This is a genomic window from Lysinibacillus sp. VIII_CA (assembly GCF_049943995.1).
Classification (GTDB): Bacteria; Bacillota; Bacilli; order Bacillales_A; family Planococcaceae; genus Lysinibacillus; species Lysinibacillus pinottii.
This window is the reverse complement of record NZ_JBNFXM010000008.1, coordinates 1-22,511: the sequence shown is the minus strand read 5'-3', so window position 1 is coordinate 22,511 and position 22,511 is coordinate 1. Positions and strand designations below refer to the sequence as shown.

Annotated in this window: 36 protein-coding genes and 2 pseudogenes; 35 read left to right on the top strand and 3 right to left on the bottom strand. The window is 39.3% G+C overall.

Translation table 11 applies throughout. The features are described 5' to 3' along the window. The first annotated feature begins 35 nt into the window (after positions 1–35). From rpsS to rpsI, 31 genes and pseudogenes are all read left to right on the top strand, one after another. Entirely contained in the window at positions 36–314 is a 279-nt protein-coding gene (rpsS, locus tag ACP3VS_RS12565; RefSeq protein ID WP_008181911.1) for a 30S ribosomal protein S19, read from the top strand. Positions 315–336: 22 nt separating this feature from the next. Next, complete coding sequence (rplV, locus tag ACP3VS_RS12560; protein ID WP_004233639.1) at positions 337–681, top strand: 50S ribosomal protein L22; 345 nt, start codon at positions 337–339, stop codon at positions 679–681. A gap of 3 nt (positions 682–684) precedes the next feature. Further along, a complete protein-coding gene (gene rpsC / locus ACP3VS_RS12555) occupies positions 685–1,338 on the top strand; it encodes a 30S ribosomal protein S3 (protein WP_025116438.1) in 654 nt (217 codons plus the stop codon). Position 1,339: 1 nt separating this feature from the next. Then, a complete protein-coding gene (gene rplP, locus ACP3VS_RS12550) occupies positions 1,340–1,774 on the top strand; it encodes a 50S ribosomal protein L16 (RefSeq protein ID WP_012296060.1) in 435 nt (144 codons plus the stop codon). Next, the gene (gene rpmC, locus ACP3VS_RS12545; protein WP_004233646.1) at positions 1,764–1,964 is read left to right on the top strand and encodes a 50S ribosomal protein L29; all 201 of its coding nucleotides are present in this window, start codon (positions 1,764–1,766) and stop codon (positions 1,962–1,964) included. The genes rplP and rpmC overlap by 11 nt, the downstream gene beginning before the upstream one ends. Positions 1,965–1,982: 18 nt before the next feature. Continuing rightward, positions 1,983–2,246 carry a 30S ribosomal protein S17 gene (rpsQ, locus tag ACP3VS_RS12540; protein ID WP_008181723.1) on the top strand — a complete coding sequence of 88 codons (264 nt, stop codon included), beginning with the start codon at positions 1,983–1,985 and terminating at the stop codon, positions 2,244–2,246. Between the two features lie 42 nt (positions 2,247–2,288). Further along, entirely contained in the window at positions 2,289–2,657 is a 369-nt protein-coding gene (gene rplN, locus ACP3VS_RS12535) for a 50S ribosomal protein L14 (protein ID WP_004233650.1), read from the top strand. Between the two features lie 35 nt (positions 2,658–2,692). Next, positions 2,693–3,001, top strand: coding sequence for a 50S ribosomal protein L24 (gene rplX, locus ACP3VS_RS12530; RefSeq protein WP_004233652.1), 309 nt, complete (start codon positions 2,693–2,695; stop codon positions 2,999–3,001). Positions 3,002–3,030: 29 nt separating this feature from the next. Then, positions 3,031–3,570, top strand: coding sequence for a 50S ribosomal protein L5 (rplE, locus tag ACP3VS_RS12525; RefSeq protein WP_004233654.1), 540 nt, complete (start codon positions 3,031–3,033; stop codon positions 3,568–3,570). Positions 3,571–3,591: 21 nt separating this feature from the next. Continuing rightward, complete coding sequence (locus tag ACP3VS_RS12520; RefSeq protein ID WP_004233656.1) at positions 3,592–3,777, top strand: type Z 30S ribosomal protein S14; 186 nt, start codon at positions 3,592–3,594, stop codon at positions 3,775–3,777. Between the two features lie 29 nt (positions 3,778–3,806). Continuing rightward, positions 3,807–4,205, top strand: coding sequence for a 30S ribosomal protein S8 (gene rpsH / locus ACP3VS_RS12515; protein ID WP_008181717.1), 399 nt, complete (start codon positions 3,807–3,809; stop codon positions 4,203–4,205). A gap of 30 nt (positions 4,206–4,235) precedes the next feature. Next, positions 4,236–4,775, top strand: a complete 540-nt coding sequence (rplF, locus tag ACP3VS_RS12510) for a 50S ribosomal protein L6 (protein WP_031416716.1) — start codon at positions 4,236–4,238, stop codon at positions 4,773–4,775. Between the two features lie 32 nt (positions 4,776–4,807). Beyond that, positions 4,808–5,167, top strand: coding sequence for a 50S ribosomal protein L18 (gene rplR / locus ACP3VS_RS12505; protein WP_012296055.1), 360 nt, complete (start codon positions 4,808–4,810; stop codon positions 5,165–5,167). Positions 5,168–5,188: 21 nt separating this feature from the next. Next, positions 5,189–5,692 (top strand): 30S ribosomal protein S5, encoded by a 504-nt coding sequence (gene rpsE / locus ACP3VS_RS12500; RefSeq protein WP_008181711.1) that lies wholly within the window; start codon positions 5,189–5,191, stop codon positions 5,690–5,692. Positions 5,693–5,707: 15 nt separating this feature from the next. After that, entirely contained in the window at positions 5,708–5,890 is a 183-nt protein-coding gene (gene rpmD, locus ACP3VS_RS12495; protein ID WP_004233668.1) for a 50S ribosomal protein L30, read from the top strand. A 34-nt stretch (positions 5,891–5,924) separates the two neighbouring features. After that, positions 5,925–6,365 carry a 50S ribosomal protein L15 gene (gene rplO / locus ACP3VS_RS12490; protein WP_008181708.1) on the top strand — a complete coding sequence of 147 codons (441 nt, stop codon included), beginning with the start codon at positions 5,925–5,927 and terminating at the stop codon, positions 6,363–6,365. Continuing rightward, positions 6,365–7,660 carry a preprotein translocase subunit SecY gene (secY, locus tag ACP3VS_RS12485; RefSeq protein ID WP_031416715.1) on the top strand — a complete coding sequence of 432 codons (1,296 nt, stop codon included), beginning with the start codon at positions 6,365–6,367 and terminating at the stop codon, positions 7,658–7,660. Before rplO ends, secY begins: the two co-directional genes overlap by 1 nt. Before the next feature lie 70 nt (positions 7,661–7,730). Continuing rightward, complete coding sequence (locus ACP3VS_RS12480) at positions 7,731–8,384, top strand: adenylate kinase (RefSeq protein ID WP_012296052.1); 654 nt, start codon at positions 7,731–7,733, stop codon at positions 8,382–8,384. A 249-nt stretch (positions 8,385–8,633) separates the two neighbouring features. Then, positions 8,634–8,711 (top strand): annotated as a pseudogene (locus ACP3VS_RS12475) (type I methionyl aminopeptidase); the annotation flags it as partial. 86 nt (positions 8,712–8,797) lie between these two features. After that, positions 8,798–9,016: a translation initiation factor IF-1 gene (gene infA / locus ACP3VS_RS12470; protein WP_004233690.1), complete on the top strand. Its 219-nt coding sequence runs from the start codon at positions 8,798–8,800 to the stop codon at positions 9,014–9,016. Between the two features lie 37 nt (positions 9,017–9,053). Beyond that, a complete protein-coding gene (gene rpmJ, locus ACP3VS_RS12465) occupies positions 9,054–9,167 on the top strand; it encodes a 50S ribosomal protein L36 (RefSeq protein ID WP_000868344.1) in 114 nt (37 codons plus the stop codon). 24 nt (positions 9,168–9,191) lie between these two features. Beyond that, on the top strand, positions 9,192–9,557 hold the full coding sequence (rpsM, locus tag ACP3VS_RS12460) for a 30S ribosomal protein S13 (RefSeq protein WP_004233729.1): 366 nt from the start codon (positions 9,192–9,194) through the stop codon (positions 9,555–9,557). A 25-nt stretch (positions 9,558–9,582) separates the two neighbouring features. After that, complete coding sequence (rpsK, locus tag ACP3VS_RS12455) at positions 9,583–9,972, top strand: 30S ribosomal protein S11 (protein ID WP_004233731.1); 390 nt, start codon at positions 9,583–9,585, stop codon at positions 9,970–9,972. A 139-nt stretch (positions 9,973–10,111) separates the two neighbouring features. Beyond that, complete coding sequence (locus ACP3VS_RS12450; protein WP_004233733.1) at positions 10,112–11,056, top strand: DNA-directed RNA polymerase subunit alpha; 945 nt, start codon at positions 10,112–10,114, stop codon at positions 11,054–11,056. 56 nt (positions 11,057–11,112) lie between these two features. Further along, positions 11,113–11,493: a 50S ribosomal protein L17 gene (gene rplQ / locus ACP3VS_RS12445; RefSeq protein ID WP_012296051.1), complete on the top strand. Its 381-nt coding sequence runs from the start codon at positions 11,113–11,115 to the stop codon at positions 11,491–11,493. 424 nt (positions 11,494–11,917) lie between these two features. Beyond that, positions 11,918–12,763, top strand: a complete 846-nt coding sequence (locus ACP3VS_RS12440; protein WP_012296050.1) for an energy-coupling factor ABC transporter ATP-binding protein — start codon at positions 11,918–11,920, stop codon at positions 12,761–12,763. After that, positions 12,739–13,611: an energy-coupling factor ABC transporter ATP-binding protein gene (locus ACP3VS_RS12435; protein WP_012296049.1), complete on the top strand. Its 873-nt coding sequence runs from the start codon at positions 12,739–12,741 to the stop codon at positions 13,609–13,611. Before ACP3VS_RS12440 ends, ACP3VS_RS12435 begins: the two co-directional genes overlap by 25 nt. Then, positions 13,608–14,405: an energy-coupling factor transporter transmembrane component T family protein gene (locus ACP3VS_RS12430; RefSeq protein WP_012296048.1), complete on the top strand. Its 798-nt coding sequence runs from the start codon at positions 13,608–13,610 to the stop codon at positions 14,403–14,405. Before ACP3VS_RS12435 ends, ACP3VS_RS12430 begins: the two co-directional genes overlap by 4 nt. A gap of 13 nt (positions 14,406–14,418) precedes the next feature. Beyond that, the gene (truA, locus tag ACP3VS_RS12425; RefSeq protein WP_012296047.1) at positions 14,419–15,159 is read left to right on the top strand and encodes a tRNA pseudouridine(38-40) synthase TruA; all 741 of its coding nucleotides are present in this window, start codon (positions 14,419–14,421) and stop codon (positions 15,157–15,159) included. 179 nt (positions 15,160–15,338) lie between these two features. Next, positions 15,339–15,776: a 50S ribosomal protein L13 gene (rplM, locus tag ACP3VS_RS12420; RefSeq protein WP_004233742.1), complete on the top strand. Its 438-nt coding sequence runs from the start codon at positions 15,339–15,341 to the stop codon at positions 15,774–15,776. A 25-nt stretch (positions 15,777–15,801) separates the two neighbouring features. Further along, positions 15,802–16,194, top strand: a complete 393-nt coding sequence (gene rpsI / locus ACP3VS_RS12415) for a 30S ribosomal protein S9 (RefSeq protein WP_004233744.1) — start codon at positions 15,802–15,804, stop codon at positions 16,192–16,194. Between the two features lie 201 nt (positions 16,195–16,395). On the opposite strand, the pseudogene ACP3VS_RS12410 reads toward rpsI, so the two are convergent. Further along, a pseudogene (locus ACP3VS_RS12410) lies at positions 16,396–16,679 on the bottom strand (nucleoside deaminase); the annotation flags it as partial. A 446-nt stretch (positions 16,680–17,125) separates the two neighbouring features. Here ACP3VS_RS12410 and ACP3VS_RS12405 point away from each other — a divergent pair. The 3 genes from ACP3VS_RS12405 to ACP3VS_RS12395 all read left to right on the top strand — a co-directional run bounded on the left by ACP3VS_RS12405 (position 17,126) and on the right by ACP3VS_RS12395 (position 20,046). Continuing rightward, positions 17,126–18,073, top strand: a complete 948-nt coding sequence (locus ACP3VS_RS12405) for a DUF4822 domain-containing protein (RefSeq protein ID WP_373561626.1) — start codon at positions 17,126–17,128, stop codon at positions 18,071–18,073. 131 nt (positions 18,074–18,204) lie between these two features. Continuing rightward, the gene (locus tag ACP3VS_RS12400; RefSeq protein ID WP_012296043.1) at positions 18,205–18,918 is read left to right on the top strand and encodes an N-acetylmuramoyl-L-alanine amidase; all 714 of its coding nucleotides are present in this window, start codon (positions 18,205–18,207) and stop codon (positions 18,916–18,918) included. A 72-nt stretch (positions 18,919–18,990) separates the two neighbouring features. Further along, positions 18,991–20,046 carry a P-loop NTPase gene (locus ACP3VS_RS12395; RefSeq protein ID WP_012296042.1) on the top strand — a complete coding sequence of 352 codons (1,056 nt, stop codon included), beginning with the start codon at positions 18,991–18,993 and terminating at the stop codon, positions 20,044–20,046. A gap of 55 nt (positions 20,047–20,101) precedes the next feature. On the opposite strand, the gene gerD is transcribed toward ACP3VS_RS12395, so the two are convergent. Beyond that, complete coding sequence (gene gerD / locus ACP3VS_RS12390; RefSeq protein ID WP_031416707.1) at positions 20,102–20,716, bottom strand: spore germination lipoprotein GerD; 615 nt, start codon at positions 20,714–20,716, stop codon at positions 20,102–20,104. A 151-nt stretch (positions 20,717–20,867) separates the two neighbouring features. Between gerD and ACP3VS_RS12385 the strand changes: the two genes are divergently transcribed. Then, on the top strand, positions 20,868–21,542 hold the full coding sequence (locus ACP3VS_RS12385; protein WP_012296040.1) for a KinB-signaling pathway activation protein: 675 nt from the start codon (positions 20,868–20,870) through the stop codon (positions 21,540–21,542). Positions 21,543–21,581: 39 nt separating this feature from the next. Here ACP3VS_RS12385 and ACP3VS_RS12380 read toward each other — a convergent pair whose 3' ends face one another. Continuing rightward, complete coding sequence (locus tag ACP3VS_RS12380) at positions 21,582–22,238, bottom strand: hypothetical protein (RefSeq protein ID WP_036217758.1); 657 nt, start codon at positions 22,236–22,238, stop codon at positions 21,582–21,584. Positions 22,239–22,511 lie beyond the last annotated feature (273 nt).

Here is a 22,511-nt window from a genome sequence, read left to right as displayed (position 1 = left end):
AGAGCCGTGGTGGAATCACGGAGGGAGGTTCCTACATGGGTCGCAGCTTGAAAAAAGGACCTTTTGTCGATGACCACTTAATGAAAAAAGTGGAAGTACAAGAGGCTTCTGAGAAAAAACAAGTTATCAAAACTTGGTCACGCCGTTCTACAATCTTCCCGAACTTTATCGGTTTAACGATTGCTGTATATGATGGACGTAAACATGTTCCTGTATACGTAACAGAAGATATGGTAGGCCATAAACTTGGTGAGTTCGCACCGACACGTACTTACAAAGGTCACGGTGCAGACGACAAGAAAACAAGACGCTAATTTTGAGAGGAGGTAAATCCTAATGACACAAGCTAAAGCTATCGCTCGTACAGTACGCATTGCTCCTCGCAAAGTACGTCTAGTTGTAGACTTAATCCGAGGTAAGCAAGTTGGTGAAGCAGTTGCAATTTTACGTCATACTCCAAAAGCGGCGTCTCCAGTCGTTGAGAAAGTATTAAAATCTGCAGTTGCTAATGCTGAGCACAACTACGATCTTGACATCAACTCTTTAGTAGTTTCTGAAGTGTTCGTTGATGAAGGTCCAACTTTAAAACGTTTCCGTCCACGTGCGCAAGGACGTGCAAGCGCAATTAACAAACGCACAAGCCACATTACTCTAGTGGTATCTGAGAAGAAGGAGGGTTAATCCGTGGGTCAAAAAGTACATCCAATAGGACTACGCGTTGGTATTATTCGTGACTGGGAGTCAAAATGGTACGCTGAAAAAGACTATGCAACTCTACTTCACGAAGACATCAAAGTGCGTAAATATATTGAAACGGCTCTTAAAGACGCTTCTGTTTCTAAAGTAGAAATCGAACGTGCTGCAAACCGTGTAAACATTACAATTCACACTGCGAAACCAGGTATGGTAATCGGTAAAGGTGGTACTGAAGTTGAAAATCTTCGTAAATACCTTAGCGAGTTAACTGGTAAACGCGTACACATCAACATCATTGAAATTAAACGTGCAGATCTTGACGCTCGTCTTGTAGCTGAAAACATCGCTCGTCAATTAGAAAACCGTGTATCATTCCGTCGTGCGCAAAAGCAAGCGATCCAACGCACAATCCGTGCTGGTGCAAAAGGAATTAAAACACAAGTATCTGGTCGTTTAGGTGGCGCTGATATCGCGCGTGCTGAACACTATAGTGAAGGAACTGTTCCACTTCATACTCTACGTGCTGACATTGATTATGCACACGCAGAAGCTGACACTACTTACGGTAAATTAGGCGTTAAAGTATGGATCTACCGTGGTGAAGTTCTTCCTACGAAGAAATCTGTGGAAGGAGGCAAATAATATGTTATTGCCTAAACGCGTAAAATACCGTCGTGAACACCGCGGAAACATGCGTGGCGAAGCGAAAGGCGGTAAAGAAGTATCTTTCGGCGAATGGGGCCTACAAGCTCAAACAGCTAGCTGGATTACTAACCGTCAAATCGAATCTGCTCGTATCGCGATGACTCGTTACATGAAACGTGGCGGTAAAGTTTGGATTAAAATCTTCCCACACAAACCTTACACTAAAAAACCTCTAGAAGTCCGCATGGGTTCTGGTAAAGGTTCTCCTGAAGGTTGGGTAGCAGTAGTAAAACCAGGAAAAATTATGTTCGAAATTGCTGGTGTATCTGAAGAGGTTGCACGTGAAGCACTTCGTTTAGCATCACATAAGCTTCCTGTTAAATGTAAGATCGTAAAACGTCAAGAAACTGGTGGTGAATCTAATGAAAGCTAATGAAATCCGTGACCTTGCCACTTCTGAAATTGAATTAAAAGTGAAATCACTGAAAGAAGAGCTTTTCAACCTTCGCTTCCAATTGGCGACTGGTCAATTAGAAAACACAGCTCGTATTCGTGAAGTGCGTAAAGCAATCGCGCGTATGAAAACTGTTATTCGTGAAAGAGAAATCAGTGCAAATAACTGATAAAGGAGGTTTTCAAGTATGACTGAGCGTAACCAACGCAAAGTTTACACGGGCCGCGTTGTTTCAGATAAAATGGACAAAACTGTTACTGTTTTAGTTGAAACTCACAAAAAGCACAAGCTTTACGGTAAGCGTGTAAAATACTCTAAAAAGTTTAAAGCTCATGATGAGCAAAACCAAGCGAAAATCGGTGATATCGTACGTATCATGGAGACTCGCCCGCTATCAGCTACTAAACGTTTCCGTCTAGTTGAAGTTGTAGAAAAAGCGGTTATTATTTAATAACTATTTCGGAACAACCATTTCCGAAGGGAGGTAACCTAAGTGATCCAACAAGAAAGTCGTATGAAAGTTGCTGACAACTCAGGTGCACGTGAAGTTCTTACAATTAAAGTGCTTGGTGGCTCTGGCCGTAAAACTGCTAACATCGGTGATATCGTTGTTTGTACAGTTAAGAAAGCAACACCAGGTGGCGTTGTCAAGAAGGGTGACGTTGTTAAAGCTGTTATCGTTCGTACTAAATCAGGCGTTCGTCGTAAAGACGGTACGTACATCAAATTTGATGAAAATGCTTGTGTAATTATTCGTGATGATAAATCACCACGCGGAACTCGTATTTTCGGACCTGTTGCACGTGAATTACGTGACAGCAACTTCATGAAAATCGTTTCTCTAGCTCCAGAAGTTCTTTAATTTCATGATAGTGCCAATCAAGGAGGTGCGACAGCATGCATGTAAAAAAAGGTGACAAGGTTAAGGTTATCACTGGTAAGGACAAAGGCAAAGAAGGAGTAATCCTAGCTGCTTTCCCTAAACAAGATCGCGTTCTTGTTGAAGGTGTTAATATCGTGAAAAAACACGTTAAACCTAACCAATTGAATCCACAAGGTGGGATTGTAAGCCAAGAGGCTGCAATTCACGTTTCGAACGTAATGCTAATCGATCCTAAATCTGGCGAGCCGACTCGTGTAGGTTATAAAATCGAAAACGGTAAAAAAGTTCGTGTTGCAAAAAAATCAGGTGCAGTAATCGACTAATTAGTAAATAAAAGAAGGGAGGTACACACATGAGCCGCCTAAAAGAAAAATATTTAAATGAAGTTTCTCCTGCTCTTATGAGCAAATTTGGATATAAATCAGTTATGCAATTGCCGAAAGTTGAAAAAATCGTTATCAACATGGGTGTTGGTGATGCTGTTCAAAACTCTAAAGCATTAGATGCAGCTGTAGAAGAATTAACAATTATCACTGGTCAAAAACCAGTTGTAACTAAAGCGAAAAAATCGATCGCAGGTTTCCGTTTACGTGAAGGTATGCCTATCGGTGCTAAAGTTACATTACGCGGTGAGCGTATGTATGAATTCTTGGACAAATTAATCTCAATTTCACTTCCTCGTGTACGTGACTTCCGTGGTGTTTCTAAAAAAGCATTCGATGGTCGCGGTAACTACACTCTAGGTGTTAAAGAGCAATTAATTTTCCCAGAAATCGATTACGATAAAGTTTCAAAAGTACGCGGTATGGACATCGTGATCGTAACGACAGCGAACTCTGACGAAGAAGCTCGCGAGTTATTGACACAATTCGGTATGCCGTTCCAAAAGTAATCAAACAAGGAGGGCGAAAACGTGGCTAAAAAATCTATGATCGTTAAACAACAACGTAAGCAAAAGTTTAAAGTGCAAGAATATACACGTTGTGAACGCTGTGGTCGTCCACACTCTGTATATCGCAAATTCAAACTTTGCCGTATTTGTTTCCGAGAACTTGCATATAAGGGACAAATTCCTGGCGTGAAAAAAGCCAGCTGGTAATCCCCTAATTTGGGAAGGAGGTAAATGTAATGACAATGACTGATCCGATTGCAGATATGCTTACTCGCATTCGTAATGCGAACATGGTTCGTCACGAGAAGTTAGAAGTACCAGCTTCCAACGTGAAAAAAGAAATCGCTGAAATTTTAAAGCGTGAAGGTTTCGTACGTGACGTAGAATACGTGGAAGACAACAAGCAAGGTATTATCCGTATCTTCTTAAAATACGGTAAAGATAACGAGCGTGTTATCACTGGCTTAAAACGTATTTCTAAACCTGGTCTACGTGTATACGCAAAAACAAATGAAGTTCCTAAAGTACTGAACGGTCTTGGTATCGCTTTAGTGTCAACTTCACAAGGTTTATTAACAGATAAAGAAGCTCGCGCTAAACAAGTTGGCGGCGAAGTTCTAGCATACGTTTGGTAATTAGCAATAAATGAATGGAGGTGCAACTAAATGTCTCGTGTAGGTAAAAAAATTATCGAGGTACCAGCTAACGTAACTGTTACTGTTGCAGCTGACAACACTGTTACTGTTAAAGGTCCTAAAGGCGAACTTGTTCGTTCTTTCCACCAAGATATGAAAATTGAGCAAGAAGGTAACGTAATCTCAGTATCACGTCCTTCTGATTCAAAAGAACACCGCACAAACCACGGTACTACTCGTGCGCTTCTAGCGAACATGGTTACTGGTGTTTCTGCAGGTTTCGAAAAAGCTTTAGAACTTATCGGTGTTGGTTACCGTGCGCAGTTACAAGGCAAAAAACTTGTACTTAACGTAGGTTACTCTCATCCAGTAGAGTTCACACCTGAAGATGGTCTAGAAATTGAAGTTCCTTCTAACACTAAAATCATCATTAAAGGTATCAGCAAAGAGCGCGTTGGTGCTCTAGCATCTAACATCCGTGACGTTCGTCCACCAGAGCCATATAAAGGTAAAGGTATCCGTTACGAAGGCGAATACGTTCGTCGTAAAGAAGGTAAAACAGGTAAATAATGCTGCTTAAGCATTAGAAAGGAGTGACCCTTGTGATTACGAAACAGGATAAAAATCAAGTTCGTAAAAAACGTCATGCACGAGTACGTTCTAAAATTTCGGGTACTGCTGAGCGTCCACGCTTAAATGTATTCCGTTCTAACAAGAACATCTACGCTCAACTTATCGATGACGTAGCAGGCGTAACAATTGTTAGCGCATCTTCTCAAGAAAATGGTTTTGAAGGTGCTGGTAGCAATGTTGAAGCTGCATCAAAAATCGGTGAAACAATCGCGAAACGCGCTGCGGAAAAAAATATTACTGCTGTAGTTTTTGACCGTGGTGGTTACTTATATCATGGACGCGTGAAAGCTTTAGCTGAAGCTGCACGTGAGAATGGTTTAGAATTTTAATAAGAAGGAGGGACACATTTCATGAGTCGAATTGACGCAAACAAACTTGGAGAACTTGAAGAACGCGTAGTTACTATTAACCGTGTTGCTAAAGTTGTTAAAGGTGGACGTCGCTTCCGCTTCACAGCACTAGTTGTTGTTGGCGATAGAAACGGTCATGTAGGTTTCGGTACTGGTAAAGCTCAAGAGGTTCCAGATGCTATCCGTAAAGCTGTTGAAGATGCGAAGAAAAACTTAGTAGAAGTGCCACGTGTTGGTGGAACAACTCCACACTTAGTGCTTGGTCGCTTCGGTGCAGGAGAAATCCTAATTAAACCTGCTGCTCCTGGTACAGGGGTTATCGCTGGTGGTCCAGTACGTGCAGTACTAGAACTTGCTGGTATTACTGATATTCTTTCAAAATCTCTTGGATCTAACACACCAATCAACATGGTGCGTGCAACTGTTCAAGGTTTAACTGAATTAAAACGCGTAGAGGACGTAGCAAAATTACGTGGTAAATCAGTGGAAGAAATATTAGGATAAGGGGGGAAAGATAATATGGCTAACAAATTAGAAATCACCCTTACTAAATCTGTGATTGGTACTAAACCTGCACAACGCAAAACTGTTGAAGCTTTAGGTTTACGTAAATTACACCAAACTGTAGAGAAAGCTGATAACGCAGCTACTCGCGGTATGCTTGATAAAGTAGCTCACTTAGTTACTGTAAAAGAAATTTAATTTCCAATTAATGAACAAGGAGGTGCCACCCACTATGAAACTGCATGAGTTAAAACCAGCAGAAGGTTCTCGTAAGCAACGCAACCGCGTTGGTCGTGGTATCGGTTCTGGTAACGGTAAAACAGCAGGTAAAGGTCATAAAGGTCAAAACGCTCGTTCTGGTGGCGGTGTACGCCCAGGCTTTGAAGGCGGTCAAAACCCATTATTCCGTCGTTTACCAAAACGTGGCTTTACGAACATTAACCGTAAAGAATACGCGATCGTTAACCTTGACGCTTTAAACCGTTTCGAAGACGGTGCAGAGGTTACAACTGCATTATTACTTGAAACTGGTCTTGTGAGTAATGAAAAAGCTGGAATTAAAGTTCTTGGCAACGGAACTCTTAACAAAAAGCTTACAGTTAAAGCTCATAAATTCTCAGCTTCAGCTAAAGAAGCAATCGAGAATGCCGGCGGAACTACTGAGGTGATTTAATGTTTCAGACAATCTCTAACTTTATGCGTGTTCGAGATATAAGAAATAAAATCATTTTCACTCTTTTAATGTTAATCGTTTTCCGTATTGGAACATTCATTCCAGTACCTAACGTTGACGCAAATGTATTAAAGGCAACTGATGAGTTTAACCTCGTTGGTTTCCTGAATACTTTTGGCGGTGGTGCTTTAAAGAACTTCTCTATCTTTGCGATGGGGATTATGCCTTACATCACAGCCTCAATTATTGTTCAGTTATTGCAAATGGACGTAGTACCGAAGTTTGCTGAATGGGCAAAGCAAGGTGAAGTCGGAAGACGTAAACTTGCACAATTTACTCGCTACTTTACTATTATTCTTGCTTTCATCCAATCATTCGCAATGTCATTTGGTTTTAATAGAATGTATGGCGGATCATTGATTAAAGAAGAAGGGATTCTAACATATGTTACAATCGCCATTGTATTGACAGCGGGGACAGCTTTCCTTGTATGGCTTGCAGAGCAAATTACTTCACACGGTGTTGGGAATGGTATTTCTGTTGTAATCTTCGCAGGTATCGTTGCAGCATTGCCTACAGGAATCAACCAAATCTTTGCACAGCAAATCGAGGGTGCTGGGGATAAATTATTTATCAACATCATAATCCTTGCATTGCTTGTATTGGTTTTACTCGCAGTTGTAGTTGGAGTTATTTATGTGCAACAAGCACTTCGTAAAATTCCAATTCAATATGCAAAACGAGTTACTGGACGTAATCAACAAGCTGGTGGTCAACAAACTCATTTACCTTTAAAAGTAAATGCTGCAGGGGTTATTCCGGTAATCTTTTCAGTAGCGTTTATTGTTACACCACGTACGTTAGCTACGTTCTTTGGTCAAAATGACGTAACTACTTTCATTGAAAACACGTTTGATTATACGAAACCTGTTGGAATGATTATTTACGTTGCATTGATCGTCGCGTTCACATATTTCTATGCATTCGTACAAGTGAATCCTGAAAATGTGGCAGACAACTTGAAAAAACAAGGTGCTTATATTCCGGGTATTCGTCCTGGTGAAAACACTCAAGCGTATTTAACAAGCGTGTTATATCGTCTAACATTTGTTGGTGCGATATTCTTAACTGTTATTGCTGTAATGCCGATTTTATTCATTAACTTTATGAATTTACCTGCCTCAGTGCAAATCGGTGGTACTAGTATTATTATCGTAGTCGGCGTAGCGCTCGAAACGATGAAACAGCTAGAATCTCAACTTGTTAAACGTCACTACAAAGGCTTTATGAAATAATGTTGGTTTTTAGGGAACGTTCTATCGTTTCCTTAAATCAGCAAACCTTTGGTGGGAGGAATATTTCCTAATGAATATCGTTTTAATGGGTCTGCCAGGTGCTGGTAAAGGTACTCAGGCAGATAAAATTGTTGAGAAGTACGCGATTCCTCATATTTCTACAGGCGATATGTTCCGTGCTGCTATTAAAGAAGGTACAGAACTTGGCTTACAAGCTAAGTCGTTTATGGATCAAGGTGCTCTTGTACCAGATGAAGTAACGATTGGTATTGTTCGTGAGCGACTGGCTAAACCTGATTGTGAAAAGGGCTTCCTATTAGATGGTTTCCCACGTACTGTTCCTCAAGCTGAAGCTTTAGATAGCATTCTTGCTGATCTTGGCAAAGCAATTGAACATACTCTAAACATTCAAGTTGAAAAGGATGAGTTAATTGCTCGTCTTTCAGGTCGACGCATTTGTAAAACTTGTGGAGCATCCTATCATTTAATTTTCAATCCTCCAGCCGAGGAAGGAAAATGTGATAAAGATGGTGGCGAGCTTTACACACGTGCCGATGATAATCCTGATACGGTTGCGAACCGTCTGGAAGTTAATATGAAACAAGCGCAACCTTTACTTGATTTCTATCAAGCAAAAGGTGTGTTAACTAATATAGATGGACAGCAAGATATAAACAAAGTGTTTGCTGATCTTGATGCTCTATTACAGAGCAGCCGCAGCTGATACCCGGCTCCGGGCGCAGAGTACTGCTTCCGCGGGAGGCATGCGGGAGCAACAACGAAACATAATTTTTTTGAGAGTTGCAAAAGCATATTGTGCCCGGTATATATTTCTTCTAAAAAGTGCAACATAGCTTTTGGAGGAGTATAATGGGTTTCGTGGAAGCATCTGTGTAACGGGTATGAATATCTCATCCAAGACATTCCGGTATTCGTGTAAACATGGGAGTTTCAGTGCCCTTATTGGTTCTGGATATTCCGTGGATTGTGTGAAGCGAAACCAGACGAGCGTCTTTCAAACATCTCTCATACAATCCAAACATATGTTGAAACGAGGTTGCTTCTATAGTTGCAGCAGATATCCGTTTGATGTAACGATGAGAACTTTAATTTGCATATAGAGAGGAGACAGAGTAGATGGCGAAAGATGATGTAATTGAAGTCGAAGGGACAGTTGTTGAGACTTTGCCAAACGCGATGTTTAAGGTAGAATTAGAAAATGGACATGTGATTCTAGCACACGTATCTGGTAAGATTCGTATGCACTTTATCCGTATTCTACCTGGAGATAAGGTTACTATCGAGTTATCTCCTTATGATTTAACTCGCGGTCGTATCACATACCGTTTTAAATAATCTTTTGCGCTCCGGACTACTAAGGAGGTTAGGTTAGATGAAAGTGAGACCATCTGTGAAACCGATCTGCGAAAAATGTAAAGTAATTCGCCGACGCGGTAAAGTAATGGTAATCTGTGAAAATCCTAAACATAAACAAAAACAAGGTTAATTCTAAAGGAGGTGCACAACGTACATGGCACGTATTGCTGGTGTTGATATTCCTCGCGACAAACGCGTGGTAATTTCATTAACGTACATTTTCGGTATTGGTAAAACTACAGCTCAGAAAGTACTAGCTGACGCAGGTATTTCAGAAGATACACGCGTACGCGACTTAACTGAAGATGAGTTAAACAAAATCCGTGAACAATTAGATTCTTACAAACTTGAAGGTGACTTACGTCGCGAAACTTCATTAAATATTAAACGTCTGATGGAAATCGGTTCATTCCGTGGTATCCGTCACCGTCGTGGTTTACCTGTTCGTGGCCAAAATACGAAGAACAATGCGCGTACGCGTAAAGGTCCTCGTAAAACTGTAGCGAACAAGAAAAAATAATTGGTAAAGGAGGTTCCTTCTTAACATGGCTCGTAAACAACAAACTCGTAAACGTCGTGTGAAAAAGAATATCGAATCTGGTATCGCACACATTCGTTCTACATTTAACAATACAATCGTAACGATTACAGATATGCAAGGTAACGCTGTATCTTGGTCAAGTGCTGGTGCTCTTGGTTTCCGTGGTTCACGTAAATCTACACCATTCGCTGCTCAAATGGCTGCAGAAACTGCTGCTAAAACATCCCTTGAACATGGTCTGAAAACGTTGGAAGTAACTGTTAAAGGTCCTGGTGCTGGTCGTGAAGCTGCAATTCGTGCGCTTCAAGCTGCTGGTTTAGAAGTAACTGCTATTAAAGACGTTACTCCAGTTCCTCATAATGGTTGCCGTCCGCCAAAACGTCGTCGCGTGTAATGGGTGCGTCTCATATTGTATGAGAACATCATTTTTTGTACAGACTGTCTTGTGCAGATAATAAACGATACGTCATTGACGATCGAATCTATGATGGAAAGAACCTATACATTCGATGTTTTGAAGGAGGGTAAATGAAATGATCGAAATTGAAAAACCAAAGATTGAAACGGTGGAGATCAGCGAAGATTCCAAGTATGGAAAGTTTGTTGTAGAACCGCTTGAACGCGGATATGGAAACACTTTGGGTAATTCTTTACGTCGTATCCTTCTGTCTTCATTACCAGGAGCTGCTGTCACGTCCATTCAAATTGATGGCGTTCTTCACGAATTCTCAACTGTAGAAGGCGTAGTAGAAGATGTAGCTTCAATCATTTTGAACGTGAAAAAACTAGCTCTTAAAATCTACTCTGACGAAGAAAAAGTTATTGAGATTGATGTAAAAGGCGATGGTACAGTTACGGCTGCTGACATTACACATGACAGTGATGTAGAAATTTTAAACCCAGATCTATATATTGCAACAATCGCTAAAAACGGTCATTTACGTATGCGTATGTACGCACAACGCGGCCGTGGTTACACTCCTGCTGATCAAAACAAACGTGAGGATCTTCCTATCGGCGTGATCCCGATCGACTCTATTTACACTCCAGTATCACGCGTTAATTTCCAAGTGGAAAATACTCGTGTAGGTCAGTCTTCTGACTACGATAAACTTTCTCTTGATGTGTGGACAGATGGCAGCATCGGTCCGAAAGAGGCGATTTCGCTCGGAGCAAAAATTTTAACCGAGCATCTTAACATCTTCGTTGGCATGACAGATGAGGCACAAACTGCTGAAATCATGGTCGAAAAAGAAGAAGATCAAAAAGAAAAAGTTTTAGAGATGACTATCGAAGAACTTGATCTTTCTGTTCGTTCTTACAACTGCTTAAAACGCGCTGGTATTAACACAGTACTAGAACTTGCGAATAAGTCAGAAGACGACATGATGAAAGTTCGTAACCTTGGACGTAAGTCACTAGAAGAAGTAAAAGCGAAGTTAGAAGAGCTTGGTTTAGGATTACGCAAAGAAGACTAAGCGATTTAAACAAAACTAACAAGGTCAGATTTTTTCTATAAAGGAGGGAAACATCCATGGGTTACAGAAAACTTGGTCGTACAAGTTCTCAACGTAAAGCGATGTTACGTGACTTAGCTACTGATTTAATCATCAACGAGCGTATCGAAACTACTGAGGCTCGCGCTAAAGAAGTACGTAAAGCTGTTGAAAAAATGATTACTTTAGGTAAGCGCGGAGATTTACATGCACGCCGTCAAGCTGCTGCATTCATCCGTCGTGAACTAGTAACAACGACTGATGCAGAAGGTAACGAAACAACATCATTTGCACTTCAAAAGTTATTTGATGATGTTGCACCACGTTATGCAGAGCGTCAAGGTGGTTACACTCGTATTCTTAAAGTAGGTCCTCGTCGTGGTGACGGTGCACCTGTAGTTGTGATTGAACTAGTTTAATCATAATAGAAAACTTGTGGTGAAGAGGGTGGGAATCACCACCCTCTTTCTTTATAAATGATTTATACGACAAATAATTAAGCTGAGCGTTATGATGAGCGGACACTAAGGTGTGGCGTCTCGTTTAGCTCTCCGCACCTCATTCAGGAGAAATAAGGGCTTGAGCACCCTTATTTCTTGAAAATGTAACGACTAGCGCATTTCTATTGAATGAGGTGCGCGCTTTTTTATTACTAAGGATAGCGCCAATTTGTGGTGCTTTTTTTAATATATGGGTTTAATATTTTCGTGAATCACACCCGTACTAGAACATTTAATTATTTTAATGTTTTACTTTTATAGACATAGGGATTGTAGTAGAATTCATACATAAAAAAGTGTAAGTTAGTTAGTAGAGCTGAGCATGGAGAGAGGAGTTCTAGAAATGCCTGAAATTTTATCTTTAAATAATGTGACTTTTTCATATACACCAGAAGAACCAAATAATCGTAATGCTGTCGAAAATGTTAGCTTCGCCGTTGAAGAGGGAGAATGGATTGCCATCGTAGGACACAATGGTTCTGGAAAGTCAACCATTGCAAAGTTGATGAATGGTTTGCTATTCCCTCAAGAGGGAGATGTACGCATACTGCGGGAACCATTAAATGAAGAAAACCTTTGGGAGTCTCGTTCTCTCATGGGAATGGTTTTTCAAAACCCCGACAATCAATTTGTAGGTGCAACCGTACAGGATGATGTTGCGTTTGCATTAGAAAACAATGGCGTGCCTTTTGAAGAAATGGTACATCGTGTTCATGCGGCACTAGAACAAGTAAAAATGAGCCACTTTTTAGATCATGAGCCACACCATTTATCAGGAGGGCAAAAGCAGCGTGTCGCTATTGCAGGAGCGCTTGCATTAAAGCCGAAGCTTCTTATATTAGATGAGGCTACTTCGATGCTAGATCCACAGGGACGTGGAGAGGTATTACAAACTGTTCAAACTTTACGAGCTGAAACAGGACTTACTGTCCTATCCATAACCCATGATTTAGAGGAGGCGATGCTAGCAGATCGTATACTTTTTATGAATGATGGGAAGAAGTTTGCAGAAGGTACCCCTGCTGAAATATTTGCTCTTGGGGACAAGCTAGTGGAATTTGGACTAGACTTGCCATTTGCGCTAAAGTTATCAAAGCTATTGCAAAAGGAAGGTGTTCCATTAATGGGACAACATATGACAGAAGAAGAGTTGGTGAATGATTTATGGACATCAAACTTCAACAAGTAAGCTATGCTTATGCAAAAGGTACGCCTTTTGAAAAACGGGCATTATTCGATGTAGAATTCAATATCCCATCACACACGTATCAAGCCATTATTGGTCATACTGGTTCTGGTAAATCAACTATTCTCCAACATTTTAATGCACTTCTAAGACCTACTTCAGGAGAAGTACATATCGGGGATCGTGTAGTGGTAGCTGGTAAAAAAGCAAAGGATTTAAAAGCTGTACGACAAAAGGTTGGTATTGTCTTTCAATTCCCTGAGCATCAGTTATTTGAAGAAACAGTGTTAAAGGATATTATGTTTGGTCCCATGAACTTTGGCGTAGCAGAAAAGGAAGCCGAAAATCGTGCAAGGGAACTTGTCAGCTTAGTAGGGTTACCAGAAGATGTCCTAGAAAAATCTCCGTTTGATTTGTCGGGAGGTCAAATGCGTCGAGTAGCAATAGCAGGTGTTTTAGCGATGGACCCTGAAGTAATTGTGCTGGATGAACCTACCGCGGGCTTAGATCCACGTGGTCAGAAAGAAATTATGGATATGTTTTATCAACTTCATCAGGAACGTCACCTGACAACCATTCTTGTGACGCATAGCATGGAAGACGCTGCCCGATATGCTGATAATATTGTAATTATGCATGAAGGAAAAAATGTTTTAAGTGGAACACCGCGAAATATATTTAAGGATGTTGATACATTAAAGAGCTTTCGCTTAGAACCGCCACGTATTGTACGCTTTCAGCAAAAGATGGAGCAAATGCTAGGGAAATCCTTATCAAAAGTTTGTTTAACCGAAGAAGAACTTGCAGCTGAAATTGCTCAAGTACTAAGAGAGGAGCGTGCGGAATCATGATGGAAAAAATGATTTTTGGACGCTTCTTGCCAGGAGACTCTCCCGTTCATAAACTGGATCCACGCTCTAAGCTAATCTTCGTATTTGCCTTTATTATTATAGTATTTTTGGCTAATAATACAGTAACATATGCCATGCTTTTGGCCTTCACACTGCTTGTTGTATTAATATCACGAATTCGCTTGTATTTTTTGATAAACGGTCTTAAACCAGTTCTCTTTTTGATGGCCTTCACCTTCTTGCTTCATATTTTTATGACGAAGGAAGGTGTTCCCGTTTTTGACTCGAAGTATATTACCATATACGATGAGGGGATTAGACGTGGGGTTTATATTTCAATACGTTTTCTAGTATTAGTATTTATAACATCTATCTTAACTTTAACGACGTCACCGATTTCCATTACAGACGGTATTGAAGTCCTTTTAAATCCTTTGAAGACGTTGAAAGTACCTGTCCATGAATTAGCTTTAATGATGTCGATTTCTTTACGCTTCATTCCAACTTTAATGGATGAAACAGATAAGATTATGAAAGCACAAATGGCACGAGGCTCTGATCTATCCTCGGGTCCAATAAAAGACCGTATTAAAGCTGTAGTCCCATTACTAGTACCTCTTTTTGTGAGCGCATTTAAGAGGGCCGAAGATTTAGCCACAGCGATGGAAGTAAGAGGCTACCGCGGAGGGGAAGGGCGTACTAGATATCGTAAGCTAAAATGGGATATGGGCGATACATTTGCGCTTGTATTATTAGTAGCAATAGGTGTATTGCTATTCTTCTATAGAAGTTAAAGGAGTATGCTTTATGCGACGATTAAAAATAATTATTAGCTATGACGGTACACATTTCTCAGGCTATCAAGTACAACCTGGGGAACGCACCGTACAGGCAGAAATAGAACGTGTATTAGCCATTATGCATAAAGAGGAAAAGGTGAAGGTGACCGCAAGTGGACGTACAGATGCTAGGGTTCATGCTACAGGGCAAACGTTGCATTTTGATACACCACTAGCCATTCCAACTGACAAGTATCGTAAAGCTTTGAATGTACAGCTACCTAGAGATATTCGCGTATTGTCTGTAGAAGAAGTAGCACATGACTTTCATGCACGTTATAGTGTAACTGGGAAGCGATACCGTTATATTTGGTCCTGTGAGCCTATTCAAAATCCATTTCGGAGACATTATACAGTTGATACAAACGGGGTCAAACCGGATGTGGTTGCAATGCAGAAGGCTGCTCAAGCTATCATAGGGACACATGACTTTTCATGCTTCTGCGCAGCCAATACAAGCGTGCAGGATAAAGTAAGAACAGTAACTTCACTACAATTTGAATGGCATGGGGAAGAGCTTCATATGGTTATTGAAGGCAATGGCTTCTTATATAATATGGTTCGAATTATTGCAGGTACACTTTGGGAAGTAGGTATAGATCGCCGGACGATTGAAAATATAGCACTGGTGGTCGCTTCAGAAGATCGGGATAAAGCTGGGAAAACCGCGCCACCACAAGGTTTGTACTTAGAAAAAGTATTCTATTAGTGTCACTTTCAACCTCGAAACAACTTTACCAGGTGTTTAATGAAATTGCTTGACTTTAAAAGTCATTCATTATATGATAACAGATGGTATTTTCATTACCACCACAAATAAGCCCCGAAAACTTATAGTGTAGTTTAATGAAAAATAACGGTAATCGAATCGATTAGGAGGATATATACATGCGTACAACATTCATGGCTAAAGGTCACGAAGTAGACCGTAAATGGTTAGTAGTTGATGCAGAAGGCCAAACTCTTGGACGTTTAGCTTCTGAAGTAGCTGCAATCTTACGTGGTAAACATAAACCAACATTCACACCAAACGTTGACACAGGTGATCACGTAATCATCATCAACGCTGACAAAATCCATTTAACTGGTAACAAATTAGAAGGTAAACTTTACCGTCACCACACTCAATTCGCAGGTGGTTTAAAAACTCGTACTGCTGGTGAAATGCTAGACAAGTACCCAACAAGAATGATCGAACTAGCAGTTAAAGGAATGCTTCCTAAAAACTCTTTAGGTCGTAAAATGTTCACTAAACTTAATGTTTACACTGGAACAGAGCATCCACATGCTGCACAAAAACCAGAAGCATACGAGCTTCGCGGATAATATAAATTAAGAGGAGGATATTACTTTGGCACAAGTTCAATACATCGGCACTGGTCGCCGTAAAAGCTCTGTAGCTCGCGTACGTTTAGTACCAGGTACAGGTAAAATTGTTATCAACAAACGTGAAATCGAAGAATACGTACCATTCGCTGCATTACGTGAAGTAATTAAACAACCATTAGTAGCTACTGAAACTACAGGAAGCTATGACATCCACGTAAACGTTAACGGTGGTGGATACACTGGTCAAGCTGGTGCTGTTCGTCACGGTATCGCTCGTGCTCTACTTCAAGTAGACCCAGATTTCCGTGCTGCATTAAAATCAGCTGGATTACTTACTCGTGATTCACGCATGAAAGAACGTAAAAAACCAGGTCTACGCGGCGCTCGTCGTGCACCTCAGTTCTCAAAACGTTAATTTCAAATTTTTCTATCAAAGACTCTTTCTACTTTTGTGGAAAGGGTCTTTTTGTATGAATAGAATAATTATAAAAAGCAATCGTTATAGTTGCCCGAATATGGCTTAATATGATTTCTGATGAAATTGTCGATGAAGCTGGTGTACCTGTTGTTGAATAAATCAATGACGAACACTTAGTTAGTAGTGATGTCTATTTCATTGTGTAAGCAGTTTGGACGAGCTAGCATAAAGATTCTCCCTAAACCAACCCAATCGTGGGCTGCTGCACATAGGGCAATGTTCACCGAAAGTATAAACGGCTGCTATTCTTCTTTCCTCAACGACCCTACTTTCAGCTGCTCAACGTGCTAATGCGAATTCAGGATGTGCTGTGTATTGTCACAGTTAGACATATGATTTCAATCTTCGGCTAACCCCTCACCATTTTCCAGCTACAAAAAGGACTCATCACCTGCTTTCAATGCATCTTTGACAAGCTCAATACATTTTTCTCAATATATTAAATCTACTGAATAAGAGCCCTTACTGTTTGATTGGTGGCATTGATATCAGCCGCCCCCTTCTTGTAGAAGTGTTAGGACTTGAACCGTTTCTCTATTCCCGGCAGCAATAATTAAATGATCGCTCATTTTTATCACCTTCACCGTCCAGTAGAACGCGTCTTTTAGTATATTTATCAAACTTTAAATAGTTTTCTTAGCATAATTATTGTTATTTCTGCACAAATTTAAAAATATTAAAAATATTTTCGGATAAGTTTATGCTTTTTTAAGAAATTATTTAGAGGGAGTTTAACAATGCATTTTATTATGAATTATGAAAGCTACAACATGCCTTTCAAGAGTGGGTTTGGTGTAACTAAAAAATATAAAGCAAAAAATGGAGGTAAGTAGGTATGAAGAAATTATTGATGGTATCTGTTGCAGCAATGGCACTACTTGCAGCATGTCAAGATAAGGAGCCTGTGAAAGGCAATACGACGAATGGTGAGGGAACAAAAACAGAAAGCGTTGCTACAGAAAATACAACGAAAGATCAAGCACAAGAGCAACTCACAAAGGGTCAAGCCATGGCAACTATTCTAAGTGCTACAAACTGGCAGGGTACAAAAGTATATGATAAAGATAACAACGATTTAACTGCGGAAAACTCAAACTTTATTGGCTTGGCTAAATATGATATGAAGACAGGTCATTATGAATTTTTTGATGCTACTACTGGCGAAAGTCGTGATGATAAAGGAACATTCTTCATTACAAATGATGGGAAACAAAGGATTCTAATTTCTGAATCCAAAAATTATCAAGCACTAGTAGAGATCACAGAATTAAATAGCGATATCTTCACTTATAAACGAATGGGGAAAGATGCTACTGGTAACGATGTAGAAGTCTTTGTGGAGCATATCCCTTATCAAGAAAAAGAGCTTACATTTACAGATCCAGATAAAACTCTTAATGCGACTACAGGAGATATCGTAACAGATGTAGACGGCGATGAAATTTTAGCTAATACATTATGGCAGGGCACAGTTGCTTTAGATGAAAATGGTAATGATGTAACCGAATTTAATTCAAATTTCATTAGTATTGCAAAATACGATGCAGAAACGAATAAATATGAATTCTTTAACCCTGAAACAGGCAAAAGCCGCGGTGATTATGGCTACTTTGACGTCATTCATGACAATAAAATCAGAGCTCATGTTTCACTTGGTGATAATAAATATGGTGTGGCTCTTGAAATTACTGAAATGAATGATAAGAAGTTTACGTATAAAAGAACAGGTAAAGATAAAAATGGAAATGAGATAACTGTGTTTGTTGAGCATGAACCCTATGAAGGGGAATTTAAACCAGAATTTACACTGCAATAAAATTGTTCTTCCTCCCTTACTATAGAAGAAGTTAAAAACTCTCAAGTTGAATACTTGTGAGTTTTTTTTTCTTTCTGGCATAGTTTCTCCACTAACTTCGTACACTAAATGTAAAAGGGTGGTGGATATGGGTGAAGCGCTGGCTGGCACTAGGAGTAATTATGCTTATGAGTATAGTGGTCGTGGCATATGAAACAAATGCTTCGGACCGTAACTTCTTTTTACCAGACCCACTTGGTGGCATAAAAATTGTCATTGATGCAGGGCATGGTGGGGAGGATGGAGGGGCTTCAAAGGGCGAAGTCATTGAAAAGGATATTACACTTGCAATTTCTCAGCACGTGGAGAAGAAATTGAAGAAGAAAGGCGCAACAGTCATCATGACAAGAACAAAAAATGGTGATGTTATTGATGAACACGCGCCATCAGAAAAGTACGGAACGTTAAGAGAGCGTAAAAAACAGGATATCTTTTTACGAAAGGATATTGTAGAAAAAGAAAAACCAGATGTGTTTATTACCATACACGCCAATGCTATTCCAGAAACAAAATGGCGTGGTGCACAGGTGTTTTATCATAAGGAGGGACATGCTGACGGTGAGATACTTGCAAAAAGTATTCAAGAGTCCATTCGTACTAATTTAAAAAATACAGACCGAGAAGCATTGTCTATTAAGCAGATTTATTTACTGAAAAAAGCAGAAGTGCCTGCGGCATTAGTAGAGACTGGGTTTATTAGTAATGATGAAGAACGGGCTTTACTTACCGATAAGAATTACCAAGAAAAAATGGCAGATGCTATTGTTGAAGGTATAGAAGAGTATCTATTAGCGAAAGTTGAGTAGAGCAACATCACAACGTAAATTAAATCATTTATGATATACTAACATTGAGACAATATAAGGGGAGTGTTCGTCGTGATTACTGAACAACAAGTACGAGAAATACTAGGACAACTACAAGATCCATTTTTACATAAATCGCTTGCAGAAACAGATGGTATTACAAACGTAGCAATAAAAGAAGAAAAAAATCATGTCAGTGTAAAAGTTGCGATTGCTAAATTGAATACACCTGAACAATTACAACTACAAATGAAAATTGTTGAGATGTTAAAAGAAGCGGGTGTAAACACAGTTGGTATTCGTTTTGAAGAGCTATCAGCTGAAAAGCTTCAAAGCTTCCGTGGCACAGCAACAGAATCTGAAGCACAGGATATTTTATCGCCACTTAGTACAGTTCAAGTTATTTCAATTGCTTCGGGTAAAGGTGGAGTAGGTAAATCAACAGTTTCGGTTAACTTAGCGGTTGCCCTAGCTCGTCTAGGCAAAAAAGTGGGCTTAATCGATGCAGATATTTATGGTTTTAGTGTGCCCGATATGATGGGTGTAACGGATATGCCTAAAGTAGTCGATAATCGTATTTTCCCAGTTGATCGTTTTGGTGTAAAAATGATTTCAATGGGCTTCTTTGTAGAAAATAATGCACCAATTGTATGGCGTGGCCCAATGTTAGGTAAAGTATTAGATCAATTCTTCCGTGATGTAGAATGGGGAGAGCTTGACTACTTACTATTAGATTTACCACCAGGCACAGGTGATGTTGCATTAGATATTCATCAAATGTTACCATCATCAAAAGAGATTGTAGTCACAACACCTCACCCAACAGCAGCATTCGTTGCAGCTCGTGCAGGTGCCATGGCTCTGCAAACAGACCATGAAATTTTAGGTGTAATTGAAAATATGGCTTGGTTCGAATCGAAATCAGGTGAGAAAGAGTTTGTCTTTGGGCAAGGCGGAGGTCCTAAACTAGCAGAGGAGCTTCGTACGGAGCTACTTGGACAAATACCACTTGGGCAACCAGATTGGACAGATGCGGATTTCGCACCATCAGTATATGCTGAAAAACATACTACTGGACAAATTTATTTAGACGTCGCGACGAAAATTATTGATAAATTAAATAAATAATAAAAAACGGATTTCCATCCTTTTTGGAGGAAATCCGTTTTTTAATAATCCACGATTATTCTGTGCCTTTTTGCTCCTTATCAGTGCCACCACTGCCACCACTTTGCCCACTTGCTTCTTTCTTATCGCCACTTCCAGATGAAGGTGTTTCACCGCTCTTTTTAATTAGCTCTTGCCATTTAGATTGCATTAAAGGGCTTTCGATTGTTTCCTTTACTACTTCCTCCATTTGCTTTCGCATATTGGAGGATTTAAGGATAGTCTCTAGCTGTTTCTGCATATCAGGCTGTCCAAAAAAGGCTTCCATATCCTTTTGGAAAGTTGGATCTTTTATTAAGTCCTTCATAATATCCTGTTGCTGTTTTTGCATACTTTTCGCAACTGTTTCCTTAAACTTTGGATCTTCAAAGGTTTTCTTCCAAAAGTCTTCTGCTTCCTTGGAAAGTAATGTTTCCTCAGTAGCTTTTTTCACTTCATCATGCTCTAAAATCAACAGCTCACGGAAACTGGGCTCTTCTAAAAGCTGTCGCAATGCCTTTTTACCGTCCTCTGTTTGTAAAGAGTCAATCATAATTTTTTTTATTTCATCATAGGACATAGTAGAGGTTTTATCTTGTGAACAGGCAGAAAGAAATAGCATTAGAATCAGTAATATGGTGAATTTTCGCATCGACAATCAGTCCTTTCTATAGATAGACTCTTTCAATTATTGTTCACATTTCTGATGACTTTATGTATTGGGAAAGATGAGAAATAGCTTTTTTAACAATGCATTGATAAAATAAGGACAGATATATTGAGAAATTGGGGGACTTTTAGTTGTGACGATACGAAATTGGGCAAAGTTTTTCTTCTTTGCAATGCTCGTTGGTGGGGTAGTCAACGGAGCTTTTAGTTTATTTATTCGCTGGGATTTCTTCCAACCATACATAGCAAACGGTCATTGGGGAGAATTTTTCGCTGGACTATTATGGATGGTCTTCTTAGGATTTACAATGAGTGTTATTGCACAAGCTGGTTTTTTCGCTTATTTAACACTCCATCAAGTAGGTGTAAATATCTTTAGAACACTTACATTATGGAATTGGGTACAGCTTTTACTCATTGCAATTACAATTTTTGATATTATTTTCTTCCGTTTTGTACCTGGTGTAAAGGATGGGCAAAGCTGGTTATTCTATGTTGGATTATTAATTGTTCTCATTTTTGGAGCCATAGCTACAGCTGTTCAAAAAGTAAAATTAACAGGGAAAAAACATGTATTCATTTCTGCTCTTTTCTTCATGATTGTCATTACAACTTTGGAATGGACAATTGCGTTAATGGGTCGTGATGAAAATATTAATGAATATGTCGCATTGTTATTATTCCCGTTATTAGCGGTTAATGCATATCAATTATTAGTATTGCCTAAATATAATGCAAAATCCGATGAAGATCGTCAAAAATTAGAAGCACGTCGTAAAGCGCGCCAAGAACAAGCAAAAAATGCTTAAATGAAAAAAATTGCCTCCTACAAAATAGAGGCAATTTTTTTATGGAGATTTTTTAGTTTGCACTTTATAGCCAAATATATTTTCCTCAATTGACATAAACTTATTTTGTCGTATTAAAGTATTAAGTTCTTTCAAAGTAAAAGAGCTATCTTGGTGTAGTGGAACAAATACAAAGTCCCCTTTTTGGAGTTTAGGTGTTTTCTCACCCTGCCAAATAAGAGAAGGAGATAGCAAATTCATTTGTTGCTGAAACAAAGATTTTTGCAAGTCTTGTGAATACTGATGATTCTGAGTAGCAAACCAGAGTGGCTTTTCCTTCAAATATTGTTCATAAATATCAATATCCTTTTGTACAAGCTTAATGTTAACAGGCTCTTCTACTGAATCCTTTGGTCCAAGTAGTCCTGTAGGTAATTTTCGCTCTTGAATAATTTTTATATGGTCAGGTGAACGCTTGATCCATTCGGTATCTAGAAGAAGAAGCGGATAAGGTTCTTTCACTGTTTTAAGCCATTCCATTAGAGACTCATCAGAGAATGAAATCTCTACAACCAGAGATGTGCCGTAATGACCTTTTGTAACGACAACTGGTGCGTTAGCAATATTAAATACAGAAATCATCGTGGAATTTATAGGCTTTAGAAAAACAAAGAGAATGCCGATTAGGAGCAGTGAAATCAACGTTTTTCGGATCATAATAACAACCTCGTTTCTATAATTTTAAATAAAAAATAAGTCTCTTTAAAAAAACTTATGATTTAGTGTTGACTTTCATGAATAATCGATGTTATTATGTATAAGTCGCCAAGAGGTGACAGTGAAATAAACAACATGAACCTTGAAAACTGAACAAGCAAAACGTAATCAATAAAGTTTTAAGTAGCTAGATTTACTAGTGAACGAAACAAAATTTTGGACATCAAAATGATGCCAGCAAAACAATTTGAGCTAATCAAATTTCTTTTATGG